Here is a 22707-nt window from a genome sequence, read left to right as displayed (position 1 = left end):
CAGCTTTACCGGAGTAATACCGATGAGACACGATTCCCAGACCTCCACCACGCGCCGCCGCCTGCTCGCCGCCGGCGTGGCGCTGGCCACCACCTTTGCCGGCTTCGCTGGCGCCGCGCACGCACAAGGCGGCTACCCGACCAAGCCGATCACGCTGATCGTGCCGTTCTCGGCCGGCGGCACCACCGACATCCTGGCGCGTATCGTCGGCCTGCAGCTGGGCAAGGCGCTCGGCCAGCCGGTGGTGATCGACAACCGTCCGGGCGCGGGCGGCAATATCGGTGCCTCGCTGGCGGCCAAGGCGCCGGGCGACGGCTACACGCTGTTCATGGGCACCATCGGCACGCACGCGATCAACCAGTCGCTGTACTCCAAGCTGCCGTATGACCCGGTCAAGGACTTCGCGCCGATCTCGCGCGTGGCGATGGTGCCGAACCTGGTGGTGGTGAACCCCAAGGTGCCGGTCAACAACGTCAAGGAACTGATCGCCTACGTGAAGGGCAATCCGGACAAGCTGTCGTATGGTTCGTCGGGCAGCGGCTCGTCGATGCACCTGTCGGGTGAGCTGTTCAACTCGATGACCGGCCTGCATATCCAGCACATCCCCTACAAGGGCAGCGCGCCGGCGGTGAACGACCTGCTGGGCAACCAGATCGGTCTGATGTTCGACAACATGCCGTCGTCGTATCCGCACGTGAAGGCGGGCAAGCTGCGCGCAATCGCCGTGACCTCGGCCAAGCGCTCGCCGGCGCTGCCGAACGTGCCGACCGTGGCCGAGTCGGGCGTGCCGGGCTATGAAGCGACTTCCTGGTTCGCGCTGTACGCGACGGGCGGCACGCCGCAGCCCATCGTCGATCGCCTGAACGCTGAAGTGGTCAAGATCCTGGCCATGCCGGAAGTGAAGAAGCAGATGGCTGACCAGGGTGCTGAACCCAATCCGGAAAAGCCGGCGCAGCTGGCCGCATTCATGAAAGCCGAAACCGCCAAGTGGTCCAAGGTCGTGAAGGCCTCGGGCGCTACGGTGGACTGAGCCTGAAGTTTTCGTTGCCTGGATAATCGCCGGTTCCGTCGGGCCGGCCAGATGGCTGATGACCCCACATTCTTCGGAATGTGGGGTTTTGTTTTTTGGTGGCCCAGTGCGAGGCGCCTGGCCTTTCGGCAACGTCGCGCTCCTGCTTCATTTATGTACGTACATATTGCCTACTGAACAGAGCGGCAGCGACGGTGGCGGATGCTGTCGTCCGAAACTGTCTGGGTATGCAGGCAGCCGTTCTTGCAGGGATATTGTCGAAATGCTCCAACCCGGTTCGGGTGGGTGGCTGAGATAAGGCTTGCCACCCCCCCTGGCATTCGCACTATTATGTACGTACATTATCGCCGCCATTACGGCGCAGCCAGGAGTGCAAGGTGCGAAAACTGACTGTAAGGCCACCCATGACCAGGGTGGCAGCGTGAACGCGGGGGGTGCCATGACGCACGCCGTTGCGCCGACCGTGACCGCGCGCGCCGCCAGCTTCGCGGTTGACCGCACGCTGTGCTTTCCGGCCGATGCGCTCGACATCGCCCGGCTTTCCATTTATGACTGCCTGGCCGTGGCGATTGCCGGCACGCGGGAGCCGGTCAGCCAGGCCGTGCGCGAGCTGGTGCGCCAGGAAGGCGGCGCGCCGCAAGCCAGTGCCTTCGGCCTGTCCGCGCGTATCCCCGCCCGCGCCGCGGCGCTGCTCAATGGCGCGGTGGCGCATGCGCTGGACTACGACGACACGCATTTCGATTTCGTCGGCCACCCGAGCGTAGCCGTGCTGCCAGCCGCGCTGGCCGTGGCCGAACAGCAGCAGGCCGGCGGCAAGGCGCTCCTCGAAGCCTTCCTCATCGGTGTGGAGATCACCTGCCGGGTGGGCGGATGGCTGGGCCGGCCGCACTACAACGCCGGTTTCCACCAGACCGCCACCTCGGGCGCGTTTGGCGCCACCGCTGCCAGCGCCCGCCTGCTCGGCCTCGACGCCGGACAGGCCACCCACGCGCTGGGCCTGGCGGCCACGCGGGCATCCGGCCTGAAGTGCCAGTTCGGCACGATGGCCAAGCCATTTCACGCGGGCATGGCCGCCTCCACCGGCGTGGAAGCGGCCGCGCTCGCCGCGCTGGGCTTCATTGCGCGCCCGGATGCCATCGAATGCCCGGGCGGGTTTGCGGCCACCCATGGCGCGGCGCAAGGCTGTGCGGACGAACCGTTCGCCGGCCTGCCCGAAGCCTTCCGCTTTGTCGACGTCCAGCACAAGTTCCACGCCTGCTGCCACGGTACGCACCCGGCATTGGAAGCCCTGAAGACCCTGCGCACGCGGCACGGGCTGCAGCCCGGCGACATTGCCGGTGTTTCGCTCGACATCGCGCCGCAGTGGCTGCCGGTCTGCTGCATCCCGCAGCCGGCGACTGCACTGGAAGCCAAGTTCAGTCTTTCGCTGACGGCTGCCATGGTGCTGGCCGGTGTGGACACGGCCGCGCTGGCGTCGTTCTCCGACGCCGCCTGCCGCGATGCCAGCCTGGCGGAACTCGCCCGACGCGTCGAGATCTGCCCGGATCCGGCTGTCGCGGATACCGCTTGCCGCGCCACCGTGCTCACCCGCTCGGGCGTCTCGCTGGCCTGCCAGGTCGAGCTGGCCGACCCGATGACGTATGAAACCCGGGCTACCCGCCTGCGCGGCAAGGTCGCGGCCTTGCTGGGCACGCAGCCGGCGCAGGCCTTGTGGGTCTTTGTTGAGACCCTTGACGCGCTGCAGGCACCGGACCTGTATCCACGCCTGCACGCCTGGATGGCCGGCGAGGCCGCCTGAGCAGGCCAGTCTGGCCCGGGCAAAACCCATTCAGGACGCTGCCATGGATGCAGCGCAAATCAAGGAGACAGGCATGAAAAAATGGATCGTCGCCGCCGTGCTGGGCGGACTGGCCGGGCTCGCCGGTGCGTCGGACAACTACCCCTCGCGGCCCATCAGGCTGATCGTGGGCTATGCGGCCGGCGGTCCGGTCGACAGCGCGGCGCGGGTCTATGCCCAGCACCTGGGCAACGCGCTGGGGCAGCCGGTCGTGATCGACAACCGCGCGGGCGCCGGCGGTGCCATTGCCGCGACCCAGACTTCCCGGTCAAGCCCGGACGGCTATACGCTCTTCTTCGTCGGCAGCCCGACGCTGACCATGGCCCCGCTGGTCCAGAAGACGGCGACCTACAAGCCGCTCAAGGACTTTACGCTGGTCGGCCTGCTCAATACGTATACCAACGTGCTGCTGGTGCCGAACGAGTCTGCGCTGAAGAGCGTGGATGACCTGGTCAGCTATGCCAGGAGCCATCCCGACGCCATGGCGTTCGGTTCGGCGGGCGTCGGCGCATCCAACCACCTCGCCGCGGAACTGCTCGCCCAGCGCGGCGGCGTCCGTTTCCTCCATGTGCCGTACAAGGGCAATTCCCCGGCCGTCACCGACCTGATCGGCGGGAAGATCGGCTTCATGTTCGACGTGACCGGCACCGCGATCGGCTATGTGCAGGGCGGCAAGGTGCGGGCGCTGGCCGTGACTTCCCAGGCGCGCAATGCCGCCTTGCCCGGCGTGCCGACCGTCGCCGAGTCCGGGCTCAAGGGCTTCGACGTGAGCGGCTGGTTCGGCCTGATCGGCCCGCCCGGGCTGCCGCCGGCCGTGGTCGAGCGGCTGGTGGCGGCCAACCGCGAGGTCGGCAACAACGCCGCGTTCCGGCAAAGCCTGGCGCGGGGCGGCTACACGCCCAGCATCAGCGGCCCCGCCCAGTTCACCGAGCGCCTGCGGCAAGACCTGGCGCTGTGGAGCGAGGTCATCACGAAGGCAAAGATCGAGGCGCAATGATCGCCACGCAGGCCTGCCAAACGAGAAGACACAGGCGATCGCGCTCTACTCCGAAGGGATCAACGACGGCGACGGCCTGGTGGCGGCACTGGACGCCGCGCGCCGGGCGCGCAAGCCGGTCGTGATGATGAAGGTAGGGCGCAGCGAGGTGGACGGCGCGGCGGCGCGCTCGCACACTGCCTCGATTGCCGGCGACGATGCGGTGGTTGACGCGGTGCTGGCCGAGCTCGGCGTGGTGCCCGCGCGCGCTGCGGAACGCAGGCCTGCTCACAAGCCTCAATCGCTTCCCACCTGCGGCCCGCCCCCTTGCCGTTTCTCGGTCGCAGACTTGAGCAGTGCCGCGCTTCGATAAATCCCGTGCGCAAACTTCCCGTACGGCAGCGTCGCAAACAATGCCATCACCACGCCAAGGTGCACCGCCAGCAGCAACGGCATCGCCAACGTGTCGCGCAATGCCAGCAACCCGAGCCCGGTGGCACTGGTCAGCAACAGCAGCGCGATGAAACCCCGATCCATCGGCCGTTGCCGCACATCTCCCTGCATCGGATGTCGCCGGAGATTCAGCCATAGCAAGCCAGCAGGCCCGATCAGCAGCCCGACCCCGCCAGCGACACCCAGCAGCACCGGCAGGCTCGCAACCGGATACGGCGCATGCCAGCCCAGCAGGTAGTGGTACGCCGTAGCCACCGCCGTCGAGGCAAAGCACAGCATGAAGCCGTAGAACGTGAAATGGTGGAAACGCCGCCGTGCCAGCGTAAAGCCATCGCTGGTCTCGTTGCATCCGTCGCCATGCCCACCATCCAGGTAGGTCAGCGCCAGCACGTTCTTCGCGGCCTCGGCCACCGCAGGCGCTGACGCCGTGCCGGCCGACACGTCGCGCCAGAACCGCCGCACGCCAACCCCAAGCGCAAGCACCGAAAACCCGAACACCGCACCAAACATCGCAGCCAGCGTGTTGTGCGGGAACACTGCGTAGAAGTTGCCGCCGGCATGCCGCTGCCACAGGGCACCACCCATCATCACTGCCAGCACCAGGAACAATGCCAGCCCCAAGGCAAGCGCAACCGACACCGTCAGGCCGTTGCGCTTGTACAGCTTGCCCAGCGGCGCCGGCCACGCATATTCGCTGTACGTCTCCAGCCGCACCTTCGCCATCGCCTGTGGCACATTGACGCCGAAATCATGCGGCGGCGCGTACTGGCAGGCGTGATAGCACGCCCCGCAGTTGTGGCACAGGTTCGCCAGGTAGTTGACGTCGGCCTTGCCGAACTCCAGCCGCCGCGTCATCGCGGGGAACACCGCGCAGAAGCCTTCGCAGTAGCGGCAGGCATTGCAGATCTGCATCTGCCGCGCGACTTCGGCTTCGTTGTCGGTCAGCGGCAGAATGCGAATCACGCGACCGGCGCCAGGCGTGGCAATCGTGCCTGCATCCTCGCCGGCCAGTTGCGCGGCCTCGCGCGCCAGGGCTTCAAGCTTCTGCATGAACCGCTCCCGTCTTGATGCCAGCCGCTCGCGCGGCTTGCGTGCCAGCGATACGTCCGAACGCCGTGCCGATCGACATGCCGACCCCGGCCGTATATCCCTTGCCGAGCACGTTGCCCGCCATCATTTCCCCTGCCACGAACAGATTCCCGCTCGGCCTGCCGCCGAAATGCACCTGGGCCCGGTCGTTGACCTTGAGCCCCAGGTAAGTGAAGGTGATGCCCGGCCGCAGCGCGTAGCCGTAGAAAGGCGCCTGGTCCAGCGGCCGTGCCCAGTGCGTCTTGGCCGGTACCAAGCCCTCGGTATGGCAATCGTCCAGCGCGGTATGGTCGAAGGTGCCGACGCGGCACGCCGCGTTGTAGTCCTGCACGGTGCGAACGAACTGCGCTTCCGGCAGCCCGAGCTTGCGCGCGAGTTCAGGCAGCGTGTCGGCCTTCTCGCCGGGGAACACCGGCGGCATGAAGCGGCCGATGGCCTGGCTGTCGATGATCGAGTAGCCGATCTGCCCGGGCTGCTGCGCCACCAGACGGCCCCAGATCGCATAGCGCTTGGGCCAGAAGTCCTCGCCCTCGTCATAGAAGCGCTCGGCGTCGCGGTTGACGACAATGCCCAGCGACACGCAGTCGATGCGCGTGCAGATGCCGCCGTCATAGAGCGGTGCGCGCGCATCGATGGCGACACAGTGCGACTGCGACGGATCGCCGATGGCATCGGCACCGGCTTCAATCATGTGGCGCAGCAGCACGCCCTGGTTGAAGCGGGTGCCGCGGATCAGGAAGTTGTCGGCGGGCCATTCGCCGCGTTCGTTCTGGCCCCAGGCCTCGCGCAGCCATTCGCGGTTGGACTCGAAGCCGCCCGCGGCCAGCACGCAGGTGCGCGCGGTAAAGCGCTGGCTGCCGCTGCGTGCGGCGACGAAGCGGTCGCCATCCATCTCGATCGCGTCGACCGGGGTTTCATAGCGGACCTGCACGCCCATCGCTTCGGCGCTGCGGTAATACGCATTGACCAGCGCCTTGCCGCCGCCCATGAAGAAGGCGTTGGTGCGGGCCACATGCAGCGCGCCCGACAGCGGCGGCTGGAAGCGCACGCCATGCCTGCGCATCCATGGCCGGCAGCCGGACGAGGCGCGGATTACCAGCCGCGCCAGGTGCTCGTCGGTGATGCCGCCGGTGACCTTGAGCAGGTCCTGCCAGTACTCTTCTTCGGGATAGGCATCGACCAGCACGTCTTGCGGCGCGTCGTGCATGCAGCGCAGGTTGCGGGTGTGCTGGGAATTGCCGCCACGCCAGGCGCGCGGCGCGGATTCGAGCAACAGCACCGAGGCCCCGGCTTCGCGCGCCATCAGCGCCGCGCACAGGGCCGCGTTGCCGCCGCCGATTACCAATACATCGACCAATTCGTCTGCCATCGGATTGCCTCCTTGCTGGCGCCATCTTGGCCGGCAAGGCGAAAAGCCGCCATCAGGGCCGCGGCAAGGGGGCTTCAGCTTTCGTGAAGCCCTGGCGGGGACAACCCCCAGAGGCGTCAGCGCGGCCGCAGCGTGGCGCCCGGCCAGCGCCCTTCGCGCACCAGCGTGGCGGCCACGTCGGCCAGCACCACGCGCGCGGCCAGTCCCGCGGGCGACAGTTCGTCGTCGGACAGGCTGACCAGCAGGTTGGGGCGGGTCGCGCCGGTGTCGGTGAGCAGCACGCTGCGGTAGGGCGTGCCCTGGCTGCGCGCCAGCGCCGCGCCGGGCTGGATGGTGGCGCCCAGGCCACCCTGCACGGCATCCATCAGGATGGCCAGGCCGTCGATCTCGGCCACCACCTGCGGCTCGCGCCTGGCCTGCCGGAAGCAGGCGGCGACCAGCGCGCGCAAGCCGTGCGAGCCGCTGGGCAGGATCAGCGGCAGCTTGCCCAGCGCCGCCACCGAGGTGCTTTCGCCGCGCGGCATGCCGGCCAGGCCCTCGGCGCCGATCACGAACAGGCGCTCGTCGAGCAGCGGCAGCACGCTCCAGCGCTGCGCCGGCTCCTCGCTGAACAGCACCGCGAGGTCGATCTGGCGCGCGCTCAGCATGGCGCCAAGGTAGCCGGACAGGCTTTCCACCATGCGCAGCCGCACGTCGGGGTAGCGCTCGCGCATGGCCTGCATGAAGGGCAGCGCGAGCACGCCGGCGGTGCTGGGCGGCAGCCCGACGCTGACGTGGCCCGACAAGCGCGCCTGGCGTGCGGCCAGCGCGGCGTCGTCGATATGGCGCAGCGCCAGCTGGGCCTGGCGCCAGAAGGCCAGCCCGGCATCGGTGGCGACCACGCCGGTGGAGGTGCGCTGCAGCAGCCGCGTCGACAGTTCGCTTTCCAGCCGGCTGATCTGCTGGCTCAGCGCGGAGGTGACCACGCCCAGCTCCAGCGCCGCCTTGCCCATGCTGCCATGCTCGATCACGCTGACGAAGTAGCGCAGTTGCCTCAGTTCCATGTCGCGTCCCCGCTGCCGCAATTTGCCGGCATGGTAGCGGAAATCCTGTCGCGGTTCACGAATCCTGAAGACCCCTTAACGTCCGCCCGATGGCGCGCGCCGCGGCGGCTGCGTAGAGTCGCACCACCAGAAGCGGGCGCCTGCCCGCCGTCCGATAACAACATGACAACATGACTTCCCGCAAAGGAGACTGCATGCCTTCCGTTTCGCGCATCCGCCGCGGCGTGCTTGCCGCGCTGGCCGCCGCCGCCGTGCTGGGCAATCCCGCCGCCATCACCGCCGCATTCGCTGCCGACCCCTGGCCGACCAAGCCGATCACGCTGGTGGTGCCCTTCGCCAGCGGCGGCACCACCGACATCCTCGCGCGCACCGTCGGCCAGAAGCTGGGCGAGGCGCTGCAGCAGCCGGTGGTGATCGACAACCGCCCCGGCGCCGGCGGCACCATCGGCGCGGCCAACGTCGCGCGCGCGCAGCCCGACGGCTATACCTTCCTGCTCGCCACCGTGGCGCACACCATGGCGCCGGCCATCTACAAGAGCCTGCCGTACGAGTTCACGCGCGACCTTGACCCGGTGGGGCTGGTGGCGCTGACGCCCAACGTGCTGGTGGTCAATCCCGCCATCCCGGCGCGGTCGGTGCCGGAGCTGATCGCCTATATCAAGGCGCATCCCGGCAAGGTCAACTACGGCTCGGCCGGCATCGGGAGCACCGAGCACATGTCCGGCGAGCTGTTCCGCTCGCTCACCGGGACCGATATCGCGCACGTACCGTACAAGGGCGGCGCGCCGATGATGACCGACCTGATCGCGGGCCAGATCCAGATGGCGATCGAGACCAGCCCGTCGGCGTCGCAGCACGTGCGCAGCGGCAAGGTCAAGGCGCTGGCCGTCACCACCGCGAAGCGCTCCGGCGCCTATCCGGGCGTGCCGACGCTGGCCGAGAGCGGCGTGAAAGGCTATGAAGTCACGACGTGGTTCGCGCTGATGGCGCCGCGCGGCACGCCGGCGGGGATCGAGCAGCGTGTGTCGGCCGAACTCGGCAAGCTGCTGAAGGCCCCCGACGTGCAGAAGCGCTTTGAAGAGCAGGGCGTGACCGCCGGCGACATGGCGCCGCCCCAGCTCGCCGCGTTTATCCGCGCCGAAACCGACAAGTGGGTCAAGGTCGCGCGCGAATCGGGAGCGAAGGCGGAATAAGCGAGGGCCGCGCGCATTCACCTACATTGAGGCGGGGACCTGAACACCTGCTGCCTGCCGGAGTCCAATGGTATGTCGCCAGCCTGGACCCGGAGGCAAGCCATGCATGACCTGACCTTTGTTCACGCTGACGCCGCGCATACCGAGTGGCAGGTCGCGCTGGCCGACTGCCAGCGCCAGCTCGACACGCAGGACCTGCTGCGCCAGGCGCGGCTGGACCATGCGCCGCCGCTGACGCTTGGCTGGTGCTACCTGAGCGACTACTACGCGCTGGCCGCGGAGGCCATTCTTGCCGCATTGCAACAGAACTGGCCCGGGGTGTCGTGGATCGGCACGGTCGGGCTGGGCGTGTCGGCGAGCGGCGTGGAGTACTTCGACCAGCCGGCGATGGTGCTGCTGGCGGCGCCGTTCCCGCGCGGCAGCTTCCAGCTGTTCTCCGGGCGCCAGCCCTTGCCGGCCGCGTCTTCCGGCTTCGTCCCGCATACCGCGCTGGTGCATGCCGAGGGCAGCACGCCGGACGTGCAGGAGCTGCTGCACGAGCTGAGCGCCCGCACCGCCACCGGCTACCTGTTCGGCGGGCTGAGCTCGGCACGCAACCGTACCCTGCATATTGCCGACGGCGTGTATTCCGGCGGGCTGTCGGGCGTGCTGTTCGGCCCGGAAGTCGAACTTGTCTCCCGCGTCACGCAGGGCTGCCAGCCGATCGGGCCGGCACGCGCGGTGACGCGCAGCGAACACAACCTGCTGTTCGCGCTGGACGGCAAGCCGGCGCTGGATTGCGTGCTGCAGGACCTGGGCGTCGAGCGCGATGCGCCGGTCGAAGCCATGGCGGCAGCGTTGTCGGGAACGCTCGCCGGCTTGAACGCTTCCACCGACGATGCACCGGTGCAGCCGGGCAGGTTCGGCTCGGATACGCTGGTGCGCCACCTGATCGGACTGGATGTGCAGCATCGCGTGCTCGCGCTTGCCGACCAGGTCGAGCCTGGCATGCGGCTCGCGTTCTGCATGCGCAACGCAGCCGCGGCGCGTGCAGACTTGGAACGCATCGCCACGGAAGTCCGCGCGGATATTGAACAAAGCGGCGGCCACGCGCGTGGCGCGCTCTACATCAGCTGCTCAGGCCGGGGCGGGCCGCATTTCGGCGCACCGCATGCCGAGCTGCAGACCGTGCGCGGCGCGCTGGGTGACCTGCCGCTGGCCGGTTTCTTTGCCGGCGGCGAGATCGCGCGGGATCACCTCTATGGCTATACGGGAGTGCTGACGGTCTTCACCAGTCACTGAACGGGCACGGCGCACTTCAGCGAATGACGGCTTCGATGCTGCGCACCTGGCGCGTGAACCAGCTGCGCAGCAGGCCGTTCGACCAGACCATCGGCAGCGAAGACGCCACCATGCGGTAGACCTCGCGGCGCGGCATCTTCGAGGCCCTGGCCGGGTCCAGCCAGTGCGCGTTGCGCACCAGCAGCAGCAAGGTCTCCATGCCGATCAGGATTGGCCACAGGCAGGCCAGCCGCAGCCGCACGAAACGCCGCGGGATGGCCAGCGTGTAGGCCATCGCCTCGTGGAAATGCGCCAGCGTCATGCCGGCGAGCGACCGCATCAGGGCATGCGCGCGCACCGAGGCGTCCGGCAGCAGCAAGTCCTGCGGACCCAGCCCGTGCTGCACCAGCAGCGACGCCGGCAGGTAACAGCGGCCGATGCGCAGGTCCTTGCCGCAGTCGCGCAGCACATTGGTCATCTGCAACGCCTTGCCGAAGCGAACCCCACTGCGCAGCATGGCGCCGAGGTCGCCGTTGATCGCACCCGGCACGTGCGCCGCGGTCATGTGGGTCCAGAATTCGCCGACGCATCCGGCGACCATGTAGGTGTAGTGGTCCAGCGCCGCCAGGTCGGGCAGCGCCACGATGCGGCCGGCGCGCTCGTCGGGGAACGTGCGCAGGTCGAACTCCATGCCTTCGCTGAGGGTGGAAACGATCTGCCTGACCGCTTGCCGGTCGGCTGGCTCCAGTTGCGTCAGCACCGCCAGCGCCGGATCGAGCGACTCCAGCAGGATCCGCTCATCGGATTGCTCCTGGTGGCGAGCCATCTCCGCCGCAATGCTGAGGGCCGGCGCCGCGCCATCCGTGTTGGCGTTGACCTGGTCACGCAAGGACAGCAGCAATGCCAGCCGCCTTTCCGGCGCAACCAGCGCCGTATCCGCAATCGTGTCGGCGGCGCGCGCCAGCAGGTAGGCCAGCCCTACCGGGTCGCGCATCCGCGCGGGCAGCACGCGCAGCGTGAGATAGAACGAACGCGAGACGCCCTTGAGCAGCGGACCGAGGAGGAACGCCCGGCTGGGTTCGCGCATGAGTGGTGTCTGTTCCCTGAGAGGTTTGCGGAATGGCACGGCCCGCCTGGGCCTCAGGCCGGGCCCGGGGATTGTACCTTCGGCGCGAGGGACAGGTCCCGGATCCGCAGATCCTGGTCAGGGCGAGGCCTTGCCCAGATAGCGCTCGAACCACTGCGCCGCCAGGCGCGCGACCGATTCCAGTGCGCCGGGCTCCTCGAACAAATGGGAGGCGCCGGGCACGATCACCAGCTTCTTCTGGCACTTGAGCTGGGCAAAGGCGAGCCCATTCCGTTCAATGACGCTCACATCCAGCCCGCCGACGATCAGCATGGTGGGCGCGAGCAGTCTGGCCAGGGCGTCGGCGCCCGCCAGGTCGACCCTGCCGCCTCGTGAGACGATGGCGTGTATCGGGATCGGCGACTGGCTCGCGGCACGGATCGACGCGGCGGCACCAATGCTGGCGCCGAAGTAGCCCAACCGCGGTGGCACGCCTTGCTGCCGCGTTACCCAGTCGGTCGCCTGTGCCAGCCGCATGGCCAGCAGCCCGACGTCGAAGCGGATCGCCTGCACCTGGTCTTCCTCGGGCATGAGCAGGTCCATCAACAGCGTTCCCATGCCGCAGCGGTTGAGTTCTGCGGCCACATACTGGTTGCGCGGGCTATGCCGGGAACTGCCGGTGCCGTGCGCAAACAATACCAGGGCGCCAGCGCCTGGCGGCAAGGTGAGTATGCCTTGCAACGCCACGCTACCCGCGGGGATCACAACCTCGATGGCATCTGCACTGCTGCTGCGCATGACCGCCCTCCGGAAGATGGTGCTGAATGATGGTGCTTCGGCGCTGCCCGCGTTGCAATCGGCCCCATCGCAGTCCACTATAGGGCGAGCGTAGCGGCGAGGCCAGCCGCCGTGCGCTGGTCCGCTGACGCGCGGAATCGAGCGGCAATCCACCAATAATCCACCAATAATCCACCAACCATCGACCAGCATCCCGATGCATCAGGAGGGGCCATGAAGACCCTGTTTCTCGTCCGCCACGCCAAGTCAAGCCGCGATGACCCCTCCTTGCCTGACCGCGAGCGCCCGCTGGACGATCGCGGCCTGCGCGACGCCCCGGAAATGGGCAAGCGCCTGGCCGAGCGCAAGGTAAAGCCAGACCTGCTCGTGTCGAGTCCGGCCGTGCGCGCGTTGACCACGGCGCACCTGATCGCCGACGAACTCGGCTATGCCCGCAAGGACATCGTGATCGATGACCGGCTGTACGCCAGCAGTGCGGATGATCTGCTGGCCGTCGTCCGTGCGCTCGACAAGAAGCTTGGCAGCGTGATGCTGTTCGGTCACAACCCCGAGTTCACTGACTTCGCGCAGCGCCTGTCGGGCGAGATCACCGACATGCCGACCTGCGCCGTCGCCAAATTCCGCTTCGACACGAAGGCGTGGGCGGATATCGGGGAAATCTCCCCGTCGAAAGTCTCGCTGGATTCGCCCAGGAAGTCGTAGCCGAATGCGGGGCGTGGGCATTGCAGCGATATCTCCGGCTTGACCATCCGGGGCGAAGCGATAAAAATTTGTGATCGCAGGCGAAAGCCCGCCTTCATGCATTTCTGTCCCTTCGTCCCATCGCCCGCCCCATGATCCCACCCGTCAGCACCCTTCACGGCCGCCTCAAGATGCAGCACCTGCGCCTGCTGCTGGCGGTGGAGGAGCGAGGCTCGCTGCGCCAGGCGGCCGAGTCGCTGACGCTCACCCAGCCAGCCGTCAGCAAGATGCTGCAGGACATGGAGGACCTGCTGGGCGTGCCGCTGTTCGAGCGCCATGCGCGCGGGCTGCGTGCCACGCGCTTCGGGATGGCGGCCACGCGCTATGCCCGGCTGGTGTTTGCCGACATGGATGGCTTGCGCGATGAGCTGGTGGCGCTGGAGTCGGGCAAGATCGGGCGCGTGCGTGTCGGCGCGGTGATGGCGCCTACGCCGGGCCTGCTGGCCGGGGTGATACGGCGGCTGAACCGCGACCATCCGCGGCTGGAGGTGGCGGTGCAGGTGGAGACCAGCGACCTGCTGGTGCCGCTGCTGGAGCGCGACCAGCTCGATATCGTGCTGGGCCGCGTGCCCGATGGCTGGGACAGCAGCGGCCTCGAGTTCGAGCAGCTTGGCGACGAGGGCCTGGCGATCGTGGTCGGGCCGCAGCATGCCCTGGCGCGGCGGCGCAAGCTGTCGTTCGAGGAGCTGACCCGCTACCCGTGGATCATGCAGCCACGGCCGAGCCCGATGCGCGCGCTGATCGACCGCTCGTTCGAGGATGCCGGCGTGCCGGCGCCGCCGTCGACCATCGAGACCGCCGCGGTGCTGATGACCACGTCGTTGCTGGCCGACAGCGAGCTGGTCGCGGTGCTGCCGGAGTCGGTGGCGGCGTATTACGGCCGCCTCGGCGCGCTGGCGGTGCTGCCACTGCCACTGCCGCGGAAACTGGGGCCGTATGGCATCGTCACGCGGCGCGGGCGCCCGCCGACCGCATCGATGAGCCTGCTGATCGATACGCTGCGGGCGCTGTCGCGCTAGCGCTGCAGCTTGCCGTCAAGACGCCACGCGTGGCGCTGCTCGCTGTCGGGGCGCAAGGACGGCGGCAGCAGGTCCGCCGGCATGTCCTGGTAGCTGACCGGCCGCACGAAGCGCGCGATGGCGAGGCTGCCGACCGAGGTCGAGCGGCCATCCGACGTGGCCGGCCAGGGGCCGCCGTGGACCATGGCGTGCCCGACGTCGACGCCGGTGCCGAAACCATTGACCAGGATGCGGCCCGCCAGGCGCTCCAGCGCGGGCAGCAGCGTGCGCGCGGCGTCGTGGTCGGCGGGGTCGATATGCAGGGCCGCGGTAAGCTGTCCTTCCAGCGATTCGACCACGCGCCGCATCTCCGCCGCATCGCGGCAGCGCACCACCAGCGACGACGCGCCGAAGACTTCGTGGCGCAGCGTCTGGTCGGCCAGGAAGGCCTCGGCGCTGGTGCTGAACAACGCCGCTTGCCCTTGCAGCGCACTGCCTGCCTTGCCGCGCGCCACCACCTGTACCTTCGGATGCTGCGCGAACGTGCCCACGCCGTTGCAGTAGGCGCGCAGGATGCCGGAGGTCAGCATGCTCTGCGCGCCGATGTCCGCCAGGCTTGCCGCCGCCGCTTCCAGGAACTGGTCCAGGCCTTCGCTTTCCACCGCCAGCACGAGTCCGGGGTTGGTGCAGAACTGTCCGGCGCCCAGTGTCAGCGAACCGGCAAAGGCCGTGCCGATGGCGTGCGCGCGGTTGGCCAGCGCATGCGGGAACAGCAGCACCGGATTGATGCTGCTCATCTCCGCATAGACGGGAATCGGTTCCGGGCGCGCCGCGGCGATCGCCATCAGCGCCTGGCCGCCGGCGCGCGAGCCGGTGAAGCCGACCGCCCTGATGCGCCGGTCCGCCACCAGCCCCTGGCCGATTTCCAGCCCGGTATCGAAGAGCAGGGAGAAGGTGCCTTCGGGCAGGTCCAGGTCCGCCACCGCTTTCTGGATGGCGCGGCCGACCAGTTCGGAGGTGCCGGGGTGCGCGGGATGCGCCTTGACGATGACGGGGCAGCCGGCGGCCAGTGCGGACGCGGTATCGCCGCCCGCCACCGAGAACGCCAGCGGGAAGTTGCTGGCGCCGAACACCGCGACCGGGCCCAGCGGGATATGGCGCAGGCGCAGGTCGGGGCGCGGCAGGGGCTGGCGTTCGGGCTGGGCCGGGTCGACGCGCAGCTCCAGGAAATCCCCCTGGCGCAGCATGCCGGCGAACAGCCGCAGCTGGCCCACGGTGCGCCCGCGTTCGCCCTCGATGCGGGCGCGTGGCAGGCCCGATTCGCTGACGCAGCGCTCGACGAGCGCATCGCCCAGCGCCAGGATGTTGCCGGCGATGGCTTCGAGGAAGTCGGCGCGCCGCGCGGGCGCGATCTCGCGATAGGTGTCGAAGGCCTGCCATGCCAGTTCGCAGGCTTCGTCGAGCTGTGCCGGCGTGGCGCCGCCGAAGGCGGGTTCGAGGGTGGCGCCGGTGGCGGCGTCGATGGCGTGCAGGGTGCCGTGGGTGCCGCGTACCGCGCGGCGGCCGATCAGGAGTTCGCCTGAGAGCGTCATGTCTTGTCCTCCTTGAGGTTCAACGGGCCCAGCGCAACACCAGCGGATCCAGCCGCCGCGCAATCTTCATCAACCCCTCGCGCGTGGCCGGATGCATCGGCTGGAGCGGATGGCGCACGGCGTCCGACGCAATCACCCCACCTTCCTTCATCAACACCTTGCTGGTCGCCAGCCAACCCTGCCGGTTCTCGTAGTTGATCAGCGGCAGCCACTGCTGGTAGCGCTGCGCCGCCAGCTCGGCGTCGCCAGCCTGCCATGCGTCCAGGATCTGGCGGATGCCGTCCGGGAAGCCCGCGCCGGTCATCGCGCCGGTGGCGCCCGCTTCCAGGTCGGCCATCAGCGTGATGGCTTCTTCGCCGTCCCACGGGCCGACGATGGCGTCGCCGCCCAGTTCGATCAGTTCGCGCAGCTTGGCCGCGGACTGCGGCACTTCGATCTTGAAGTACGAGACATTGGCCAGCTCGCGTGCCATGCGGGCGAGGAAGGGCGCGGACAGCGTGGTGCCGCTTACTGGCGCATCCTGGATCATGATCGGGATATCGATGGCACCGGAGACCGTGGCGAAGAAGTCGTAGATGCCGCGCTCGGGCACGCGGATGGTGGCGCCGTGGTAGGGCGGCATCACCATCACCATGGCGGCGCCGGCGTCCTGCGCGGCGCGGCTGCGCTCGGCGCAGATGCGCGAGCTGAAATGCGTGGTGGTGACGATCACCGGCACGCGCCCGTCCACGTGCTCCAGCACGGTCTTCATCAGCACGTTGCGCTCGTCGTCGGTCAGCACGAACTGCTCGGAGAAGTTCGCCAGGATGCAGATGCCGTCCGAACCGGCGTCAATCATGAAGTCGATGCAGCGGCGCTGGCCGTCGAGGTCGAGGCCGCCTTGCTCGTCGAAGATGGTCGGCGCTACCGGGAAAACGCCTTGGTAGACGGCGCCGCGATAGACGGGCGGCTGGGATCGGGTCATGGTCTCCTCCTTGCGGCTGGCACGCGGCCGGCGCGGGTTCTGGGCAGTCAATCGGGTCGGGCCAATATACGAGCGGGGCAGCGGCGCTGTATATTGAAACCTTTCCATCTGGTGATCGCTTTTGCGACTCATCTGGTCCCAACATGAAATCCACCCTGGACACCCTCACCGGCCGCCTGCGCATGAAGCAGCTGCAGCTGCTGATCGCCCTGGACGAGCACCAGTCGCTGCACCAGGCCGCCGCCGCGATGGCGATGACCCAGTCGGCCGCCAGCAAGTCGCTGCAGGAACTGGAAGGCATGCTGGAAGCGCCGCTGTTCGAGCGCTCCAGACGCGGCATGCGCCCCAACGCCTTCGGCCATTGCGTGATCCGCCATGCCCGGCAACTGGTGGCGGACCTGGGCGCGATGTGCGAGGAAGTGGCCGGCATCCGCGCCGGCAGTGGCGGGCGCGTCGCGGTCGGCGTGATCATGGGCGCGGTGCCGGATGTGCTGGTGCCGGCGCTTGAGCAGCTGCGGCAGGCGCATCCGGACCTGGCGCTCGAGATCATCGAGGACACCAGCCTGCGCCTGCTCGGTCAACTCGACGACGGGCATCTGGACCTGGTGCTTGGCCGCGCGCTGGTCAGCGACCAACCCGGCAAGTACCACTACCACCCGCTTGGCGACGAACAGGTGTCCGTGGTGGTTGGCCACGCTCACCCCGCGCCCCGCGCGCGCGCCATGGGCCTTGCCGACCTTGCCGGTTATCGCTGGATCACATACGCGGGGCACATGCCGATGCATGCGCTGCTGCAGCGCGAGCTGGACCATGCCGGCGTCAGCTTTCCCGCCAATGCGATTTCCACGTCGTCGGCGCTGATTACCGTCGCGATGCTGCAGCGCGATCCCGGGCTGGTGTCGCTGCTGCCGGCCAGTGTGGCCGAGTTGTTCGTCCGCCAGAAAATGCTGCGCATCCTGCCCGTGCCGCTGCAATCGCGGCAGGAAACCTTTGGCATCGTCACGCGGCGCGGCGGCGCCTTGTCAGCCTCGGCGCGGCAGCTTGTGGCGATCCTGAAGGCCCGGGCCGGGAAGCCGGCGGGGGAGGCATGATCGAGGCATGATCGAGGTATAAGCGAGGTATAACCCCAGGTAATCGCCAGTTCAAAAAACGTCAGTAGTAGTGAATCGCTGATGCCCATATAGTCTGCTCATCCGCGCCATCAGAGCCGGACAGCAAACGGAGACAGCGATGAAGACATGGATCGCCGGCGCATTCGCCGGCATGGCCACGGTGGCCGTTGCGGTGACCACCAGCGCCTGGGCGCAGGACACCCGGCCGGTGCGGCTGATGGTGGGCGCCGCGCCCGGCGGCGGCACCGACGTGATGGCGCGCATCGTCTCCGACAAGCTTGCCGCACAGCTCAAGCAACCCGTGGTGGTCGATAACCGCCCCGGCGCGTCCAACACCATCGCCGCGGACATCACCGCCAAGGCCGCGCCGGACGGCAACACGCTGCTGATGGGCGTGGTCACCTCGCAGGCGATCGCGCCGCACCTGCTCAAGCTGCAGTTCGACCCGCTCAAGGACCTGGCGCCGGTGGCGCTGGTGTCGTCGGTGCCTAACGTGCTGGTGGTCAACAACCAGGTCACGGCGCGCGACGTCAAGGCGCTGGTGGCGCAGATCCAGGCCAGCCCGGACAAGTTCCGCTACAGCTCGTCGGGCGTCGGCAGCACCCAGCACCTGGCCGGCGCCGCATTTGCGCGACAGATCCAGGGCAAGCTGCTGCATGTGCCGTACAAGAGCAGCAGCAGCGCGCTGGTCGACCTGATGGGCGGCCAGGTGGACATGAGCTTCGAGACCATGCCGTCGGTGATCAACCATATCAAGGCCGGCAAGCTGCGCGCGCTGGCGGTGACGGCGGACAAGCGCTCGGCGCTGCTGCCCAATGTGCCGACGCTGGCCGAAGCCGGGGTGCCGGGCATCCAGATGAATGCCTGGTATGGCGTCTATGCGCCGGCCGGCACGCCGCCCGCCACGCTGCAGAAGCTCGGCGCGGCGCTGACCACCGTGATCAAGGATCCCGATACCGTGCGTCGCCTTGGTGAAGTCGGCGGCGTGCCCGGCACGCTGACGGCGGCGCAGTTCGATGCCTTCTCGCGCGCCGAGTACGCGCGCTATGGCAAGCTGATTGCCGAGCTTGGCGTCAAGCTCGACTGAGCCTGTATTACACGAGAATTCCATGACATCACGTCCAAGAATCGCGATGGTGCTGGGCGATCCCGCCGGCATCGGCCCCGAACTGATTGCCCGCCTGCTGGCCGACCCGGCCACCAGCGAACAGGCCGACATCCTGCTGATCGCCGACCGCGACGAATGGCGCCGCGGCATGCAGGTGGCGGGCGTCGAGCTGGCGCTGGCAGAGACCGATACCCTCGCGTTTGCACCAGGCGCGCCGCGCCTCTACCACTGGGAACTGGACGGCAAGCCCGCGTATCCGCGCGGCGCGTCCAGTGCCGAGGGCGGCCGTTACAGCCTGGGCACGCTGTCGCTGGCGCTGGAGCTGGCGCAGTCGGGCCAGGCGGACTCGATCCTGTTCGGGCCGCTCAACAAAAGCTCGCTGCACGCTGCCGGCATGGACCACAGCGATGAACTGCACTGGTTTGCCGAGCAGCTCGGCTACCACGGCGCGTTCTGCGAGTTCAACGTGCTCGACGGCCTGTGGACCTCGCGCGTCACCTCGCATGTGGCCCTGAAGGACGTGCCGGCGATGATCACACCGGAACGCGTCGGTGCTGCCATCGACCTGATCGACCAGGCGCTGCGCCGCGCCGGCATGGCCGGGCCGCGCATCGCCGTGTGCGGCCTGAACCCGCACAACGGCGACAACGGTGCCTTTGGCCGCGAAGAGATCGACGTGATCGCCCCGTCCGTGGCCGCGGCCCGCGAGCGTGGCGTGAATGCCGAGGGCCCGTTCCCCGCTGACACCATCTTCCTCAAGGTGCAGGGCGGTCCGTCGCAGCGGCAGTTCGACGCCATCGTCACCATGTACCACGACCAGGGGCAGATCGGCATCAAGCTGATGGGCTTCTCGCGAGGCGTGACGGTGCAGGGCGGGCTGCCGGTGCCGATCACCACGCCGGCGCACGGCACCGCGTTCGATATCGCGCAGCAGGGCCGCGCCGATCCCGGCGCCACGCAGCAGGCATTCCAGATCGCCTGCCGCATGGGTGCGCAACGGCGCGCCGCCGCCAGCGCCTAGCCACTACCCAACATCCAACACCGGATCGAGCGTGACCGCCCCCGGCGCAGCCAGGGGCAGGGGAGCGCTCGCGCCTACGCAACGCCATCAGGAGCTGAATATGAAGATCACCAACGTCCGTGCCCGCGTCTTTGAATGGAAGGGCAAGACCGTGCCGCCGCAGGCGCATTTCTGCACCAACGCCACCGACATCCTGTTCGAACGCGGCGATGCCATGGGTTCGTTCCGCTTCCACGGCTGGATGGTGGTCGAGATCGAGACCGACACCGGCCTGGTCGGCATCGGCAACTGTGCGCTGGCCCCGCGCGTGGCCAAGCAGATCGTCGATGAGTACCTGGCGCCGGTGGTGATCGGCCAGGATCCCTTCGACAACGAATACCTGTGGCAAAAGATGTACCGCCGCACGCACGCCTGGGGCCGCAAGGGCATCGGCATGGCGGCGATCTCGGCGGTCGATATCGCGCTGTGGGACCTGATGGGCAAGGCCGTCGGCAAGCCGGTGTTCAAGCTGCTGGGCGGGCGCACCAAGGAAAAGATCTGGTGCTATGCCTCCAAGCTCTACAACAACGATGACCGCGACGCCTTTCTGGCCGAAGCGCAGGGCTACCTGGACCAGGGCTTTACCGCGATGAAGATGCGCTTCGGCTACGGCCCCAAGGATGGCCCCGCCGGCATGCAGAAGAATATCGAGCAGGTCAGGCTGCTGCGCGAGCTGGTTGGCGACAGCGTCGACATCATGCTGGAGTGCTACATGGGCTGGACGCTGGAGTACGCGCGCCGCATGCTCCCGCGCCTGGCCGAGTTCAATCCGCGCTGGCTGGAAGAGCCGGTGATCGCCGACGATATCGAAGGCTATGTCGAACTGAAGAAGGCGAGCCCGTTCCCGATCTCCGGCGGCGAGCACGAGTTCACCTCGTACGGCTTCAAGGACCTGCTGGAGCGCCGCGCGGTGGACGTGATCCAGTACGACACCAACCGCGTCGGCGGCATCACCGCGGCGCAGAAGATCAACGCGATGGCCGAGGCCTGGTCCGTGCCGGTGATCCCGCACGCGGGGCAGATGCACAACTACCACCTGACCATGGCGTCGACCGCTTCGCCGATGTCGGAGTACTTCCCGGTGCACGACGTCGAGGTCGGCAATGAGCTGTTCTATTACATCTTCAAGGGCGACCCCGCGCCGGACAACGGCTACCTGCAGCTGGACGACAACCTGCCGGGCCTGGGGCTGGAACTGAACGAGGAATATTTCAGCCAGTTCAACATCATCGGCTGATCAACATCATCGGCTGATTGGCCTGAAGACGGGCGCCGGTTCACGCCGGCGCCCGCTTGTATCGGATGCGGCATCTGCCAACCATGGCAACCCACGCCCACCGGCCTTTGCCGGACTAGAATCAAGAGGCGAAAAACGCTTGTCCTGGAGTTCGCCATGGCCAGATCCCTCCGTCTGCTGGCCGCCTGCGCGGTGCCGCTCGCGCTGAGCGCCCTTGCCGCGCCGCCTGCCGGCACCCTGTCACTTACGTTCGTTCATCCGGAGACCTACACCGACGCCGCGTACCGCAGCGACTACGGCAGCGACAGGGAGCGGGGGCAGGTGATGAACGATATCCGCCGCCACTTCGACAAGCTGGCGGCGCGTTACCTGCCGGAGGGCTATGCGCTGAGCATCGAAGTGCTCGACGTCGACCTGGCGGGGCATTTCGAGCCGTGGCGCAGGCAAGCCTACGACGTGCGCATCGTGCGCGATGTCACCTGGCCGCACATGACGCTGCGCTACGAACTGCGCGGCAGCGACGGTGCCGTGATCGGCAGCGGCGAGCAGCGTATCGCCGACCAGACTTTCAATTTTGGCGTCAACATCTACGATCCCACCGACAGGCTGCGCTACGAAAAGGCGATGATGGACCGCTGGTTCGACCAGGCCGTGACACGCCGCATCGCGGCGCACCAGACTGGGCAAGGATGACCGACCACGGCACTACTGGCCGTAGATGTGCTGCGCTGTCTCGCGCAGCGCATCCGCGACCAGCAGCGCGCCGGGCGACATCAGCCGGTCGGTCGGCGTGATCAGGCCGAAGTCGTCCATATGGCAGGGCATGGCCATCGGCAGCACCTCCACCATGCCGAACGCCGCGTAGTACTGCGCCACATCCGCCGTCAGCACCGCGATCATGTCTGACTGCGTCACCATGCGCGTCAGGAACAGCAGCGCGGCGGTTTCCACCACGTTGGTTGGCGGCGCCAGGCTGGCACGCTGGAACATCAGCTCGAAGCGGTGCCGCAGCACGGTGCCGGCCGGCGGGATCAGCCAGGCGGCGTCGGTGGTGTCGGCCAGCGACAGGCCGGGCGCCGCCAGCATCGGATGGCCGGGCCGCACCACGGCGCAGACCGGCTCCTCCGCCATCGGCTCGTAGCGCAGCCGTCCCTTGTCGTGCTCGGGAAACAGGCGCGCCACTACCATGTCCAGCTTTTCCTGCCCCAGCCGGTCGAGCAGCACGTTGCTGTTGTCGATCTCCACGAACACGCGCAGCCCGGGGTAGTTCGCCTTCACCCGCGCGATCGCCGGCGGCAGCAGCCGCACGCCGGGCGAGGTGATCGCGCCGATCGCCACGTGGCCGAGCCGGCCCGCCTTCAGCGCCAGCACTTCCTCGCGCGCCTGGTTCAGGCTGCCGATCACCGCGCGCGCATGCCGGATCATCGCGCGGCCATAGTCCGTGGGCGCCATGCCGCGCGGCAGGCGTTCGAACAGCGGGACCGACAGCATTTCTTCCAGTTCGCGCAGCAGCTTGGACGCGGCCGGCTGCGTCATCGCCAGCCGTTCCGCGGCACGGTGGATGCTGCCCTCGTCGGCGACGGCCAGCAACAGCAGCAGCTGGCGCGTCTTGAGGCGGGTGTGGCTGTGCCAGGAGGGTGCCGCGGGTGGTGCATCAGCCGCGGCGGAAAGGTTGGGGGTGTCCATAGGGTAAGTACCAATGCCGATATAGATATCGAAAATGCCGAACTATTCATTAGTAGCATATCAGCAAGCTGCATACACTCCGTCCGACAAAACAA

General features: G+C 68.1%; 20 protein-coding genes and 1 pseudogene. 13 read left to right on the top strand and 8 right to left on the bottom strand.

What is annotated here, in order from left to right:
- Window positions 1-22 precede the first annotated feature (22 nt).
- The 4 genes and pseudogenes from LPA45_RS25355 to LPA45_RS25340 all read left to right on the top strand — a co-directional run.
- Window positions 23-1030 carry a tripartite tricarboxylate transporter substrate binding protein gene (locus LPA45_RS25355; RefSeq protein ID WP_116318909.1) on the top strand — a complete coding sequence of 336 codons (1008 nt, stop codon included), beginning with the start codon at window positions 23-25 and terminating at the stop codon, window positions 1028-1030.
- Between the two features lie 439 nt (window positions 1031-1469).
- Window positions 1470-2828: an MmgE/PrpD family protein gene (locus LPA45_RS25350; RefSeq protein WP_317921814.1), complete on the top strand. Its 1359-nt coding sequence runs from the start codon at window positions 1470-1472 to the stop codon at window positions 2826-2828.
- A gap of 73 nt (window positions 2829-2901) precedes the next feature.
- On the top strand, window positions 2902-3864 hold the full coding sequence (locus LPA45_RS25345) for a tripartite tricarboxylate transporter substrate binding protein (RefSeq protein ID WP_317921813.1): 963 nt from the start codon (window positions 2902-2904) through the stop codon (window positions 3862-3864).
- A gap of 28 nt (window positions 3865-3892) precedes the next feature.
- A pseudogene (locus tag LPA45_RS25340) lies at window positions 3893-4120 on the top strand (CoA-binding protein); the annotation flags it as partial.
- Window positions 4121-4140: 20 nt separating this feature from the next.
- Here the strand turns inward: LPA45_RS25340 and tcuB are convergent.
- From tcuB to LPA45_RS25325, 3 genes are all read right to left on the bottom strand, one after another.
- Complete coding sequence (gene tcuB / locus LPA45_RS25335; RefSeq protein ID WP_317921812.1) at window positions 4141-5346, bottom strand: tricarballylate utilization 4Fe-4S protein TcuB; 1206 nt, start codon at window positions 5344-5346, stop codon at window positions 4141-4143.
- Entirely contained in the window at window positions 5333-6742 is a 1410-nt protein-coding gene (gene tcuA / locus LPA45_RS25330) for an FAD-dependent tricarballylate dehydrogenase TcuA (RefSeq protein ID WP_317921838.1), read from the bottom strand. The genes tcuB and tcuA overlap by 14 nt, the downstream gene beginning before the upstream one ends.
- Before the next feature lie 128 nt (window positions 6743-6870).
- Window positions 6871-7797, bottom strand: a complete 927-nt coding sequence (locus LPA45_RS25325) for a LysR family transcriptional regulator (protein ID WP_317921811.1) — start codon at window positions 7795-7797, stop codon at window positions 6871-6873.
- 194 nt (window positions 7798-7991) lie between these two features.
- Between LPA45_RS25325 and LPA45_RS25320 the strand changes: the two genes are divergently transcribed.
- Both LPA45_RS25320 and LPA45_RS25315 read left to right on the top strand, forming a co-directional pair.
- Window positions 7992-8990 (top strand): tripartite tricarboxylate transporter substrate binding protein, encoded by a 999-nt coding sequence (locus LPA45_RS25320; protein WP_116318904.1) that lies wholly within the window; start codon window positions 7992-7994, stop codon window positions 8988-8990.
- A gap of 102 nt (window positions 8991-9092) precedes the next feature.
- A complete protein-coding gene (locus LPA45_RS25315) occupies window positions 9093-10271 on the top strand; it encodes an FIST N-terminal domain-containing protein (RefSeq protein WP_317921810.1) in 1179 nt (392 codons plus the stop codon).
- Between the two features lie 16 nt (window positions 10272-10287).
- Here LPA45_RS25315 and LPA45_RS25310 read toward each other — a convergent pair whose 3' ends face one another.
- Window positions 10288-11337 (bottom strand): phytoene/squalene synthase family protein, encoded by a 1050-nt coding sequence (locus LPA45_RS25310; protein ID WP_317921809.1) that lies wholly within the window; start codon window positions 11335-11337, stop codon window positions 10288-10290.
- A 117-nt stretch (window positions 11338-11454) separates the two neighbouring features.
- Complete coding sequence (locus LPA45_RS25305; RefSeq protein ID WP_116318901.1) at window positions 11455-12114, bottom strand: dienelactone hydrolase family protein; 660 nt, start codon at window positions 12112-12114, stop codon at window positions 11455-11457.
- A 213-nt stretch (window positions 12115-12327) separates the two neighbouring features.
- On the opposite strand from LPA45_RS25305, the gene LPA45_RS25300 reads away from it, so the two are divergent.
- A complete protein-coding gene (locus LPA45_RS25300; RefSeq protein ID WP_116318900.1) occupies window positions 12328-12816 on the top strand; it encodes a histidine phosphatase family protein in 489 nt (162 codons plus the stop codon).
- Between the two features lie 131 nt (window positions 12817-12947).
- Window positions 12948-13874, top strand: a complete 927-nt coding sequence (locus tag LPA45_RS25295) for a LysR family transcriptional regulator (RefSeq protein ID WP_116318899.1) — start codon at window positions 12948-12950, stop codon at window positions 13872-13874.
- Here the strand turns inward: LPA45_RS25295 and LPA45_RS25290 are convergent.
- Window positions 13871-15445, bottom strand: a complete 1575-nt coding sequence (locus LPA45_RS25290; RefSeq protein ID WP_317921808.1) for an aldehyde dehydrogenase (NADP(+)) — start codon at window positions 15443-15445, stop codon at window positions 13871-13873. The genes LPA45_RS25295 and LPA45_RS25290 overlap by 4 nt on opposite strands.
- A gap of 19 nt (window positions 15446-15464) precedes the next feature.
- Window positions 15465-16409, bottom strand: a complete 945-nt coding sequence (locus LPA45_RS25285; protein ID WP_116318897.1) for a dihydrodipicolinate synthase family protein — start codon at window positions 16407-16409, stop codon at window positions 15465-15467.
- Between the two features lie 143 nt (window positions 16410-16552).
- On the opposite strand from LPA45_RS25285, the gene LPA45_RS25280 reads away from it, so the two are divergent.
- From LPA45_RS25280 to LPA45_RS25260, 5 genes are all read left to right on the top strand, one after another.
- The gene (locus tag LPA45_RS25280) at window positions 16553-17500 is read left to right on the top strand and encodes a LysR substrate-binding domain-containing protein (RefSeq protein ID WP_116318896.1); all 948 of its coding nucleotides are present in this window, start codon (window positions 16553-16555) and stop codon (window positions 17498-17500) included.
- A 139-nt stretch (window positions 17501-17639) separates the two neighbouring features.
- Entirely contained in the window at window positions 17640-18608 is a 969-nt protein-coding gene (locus LPA45_RS25275) for a tripartite tricarboxylate transporter substrate binding protein (protein WP_116318895.1), read from the top strand.
- A 22-nt stretch (window positions 18609-18630) separates the two neighbouring features.
- Window positions 18631-19650, top strand: a complete 1020-nt coding sequence (locus LPA45_RS25270) for a 4-hydroxythreonine-4-phosphate dehydrogenase PdxA (RefSeq protein ID WP_116318894.1) — start codon at window positions 18631-18633, stop codon at window positions 19648-19650.
- Window positions 19651-19750: 100 nt separating this feature from the next.
- On the top strand, window positions 19751-20926 hold the full coding sequence (locus tag LPA45_RS25265; protein WP_116318893.1) for an L-rhamnonate dehydratase: 1176 nt from the start codon (window positions 19751-19753) through the stop codon (window positions 20924-20926).
- A 156-nt stretch (window positions 20927-21082) separates the two neighbouring features.
- Window positions 21083-21619 (top strand): DUF3016 domain-containing protein, encoded by a 537-nt coding sequence (locus LPA45_RS25260; RefSeq protein WP_116318892.1) that lies wholly within the window; start codon window positions 21083-21085, stop codon window positions 21617-21619.
- Window positions 21620-21631: 12 nt separating this feature from the next.
- On the opposite strand, the gene LPA45_RS25255 is transcribed toward LPA45_RS25260, so the two are convergent.
- On the bottom strand, window positions 21632-22612 hold the full coding sequence (locus LPA45_RS25255; RefSeq protein WP_317921802.1) for a LysR substrate-binding domain-containing protein: 981 nt from the start codon (window positions 22610-22612) through the stop codon (window positions 21632-21634).
- Window positions 22613-22707 lie beyond the last annotated feature (95 nt).

The organism is Cupriavidus sp. Agwp_2 (assembly GCF_040784895.1).
Lineage (GTDB): Bacteria > Pseudomonadota > Gammaproteobacteria > Burkholderiales > Burkholderiaceae > Cupriavidus.
The sequence above is the reverse complement of the archived record's forward strand: the minus strand, read 5'-3'. Positions and strand labels throughout refer to the sequence as shown.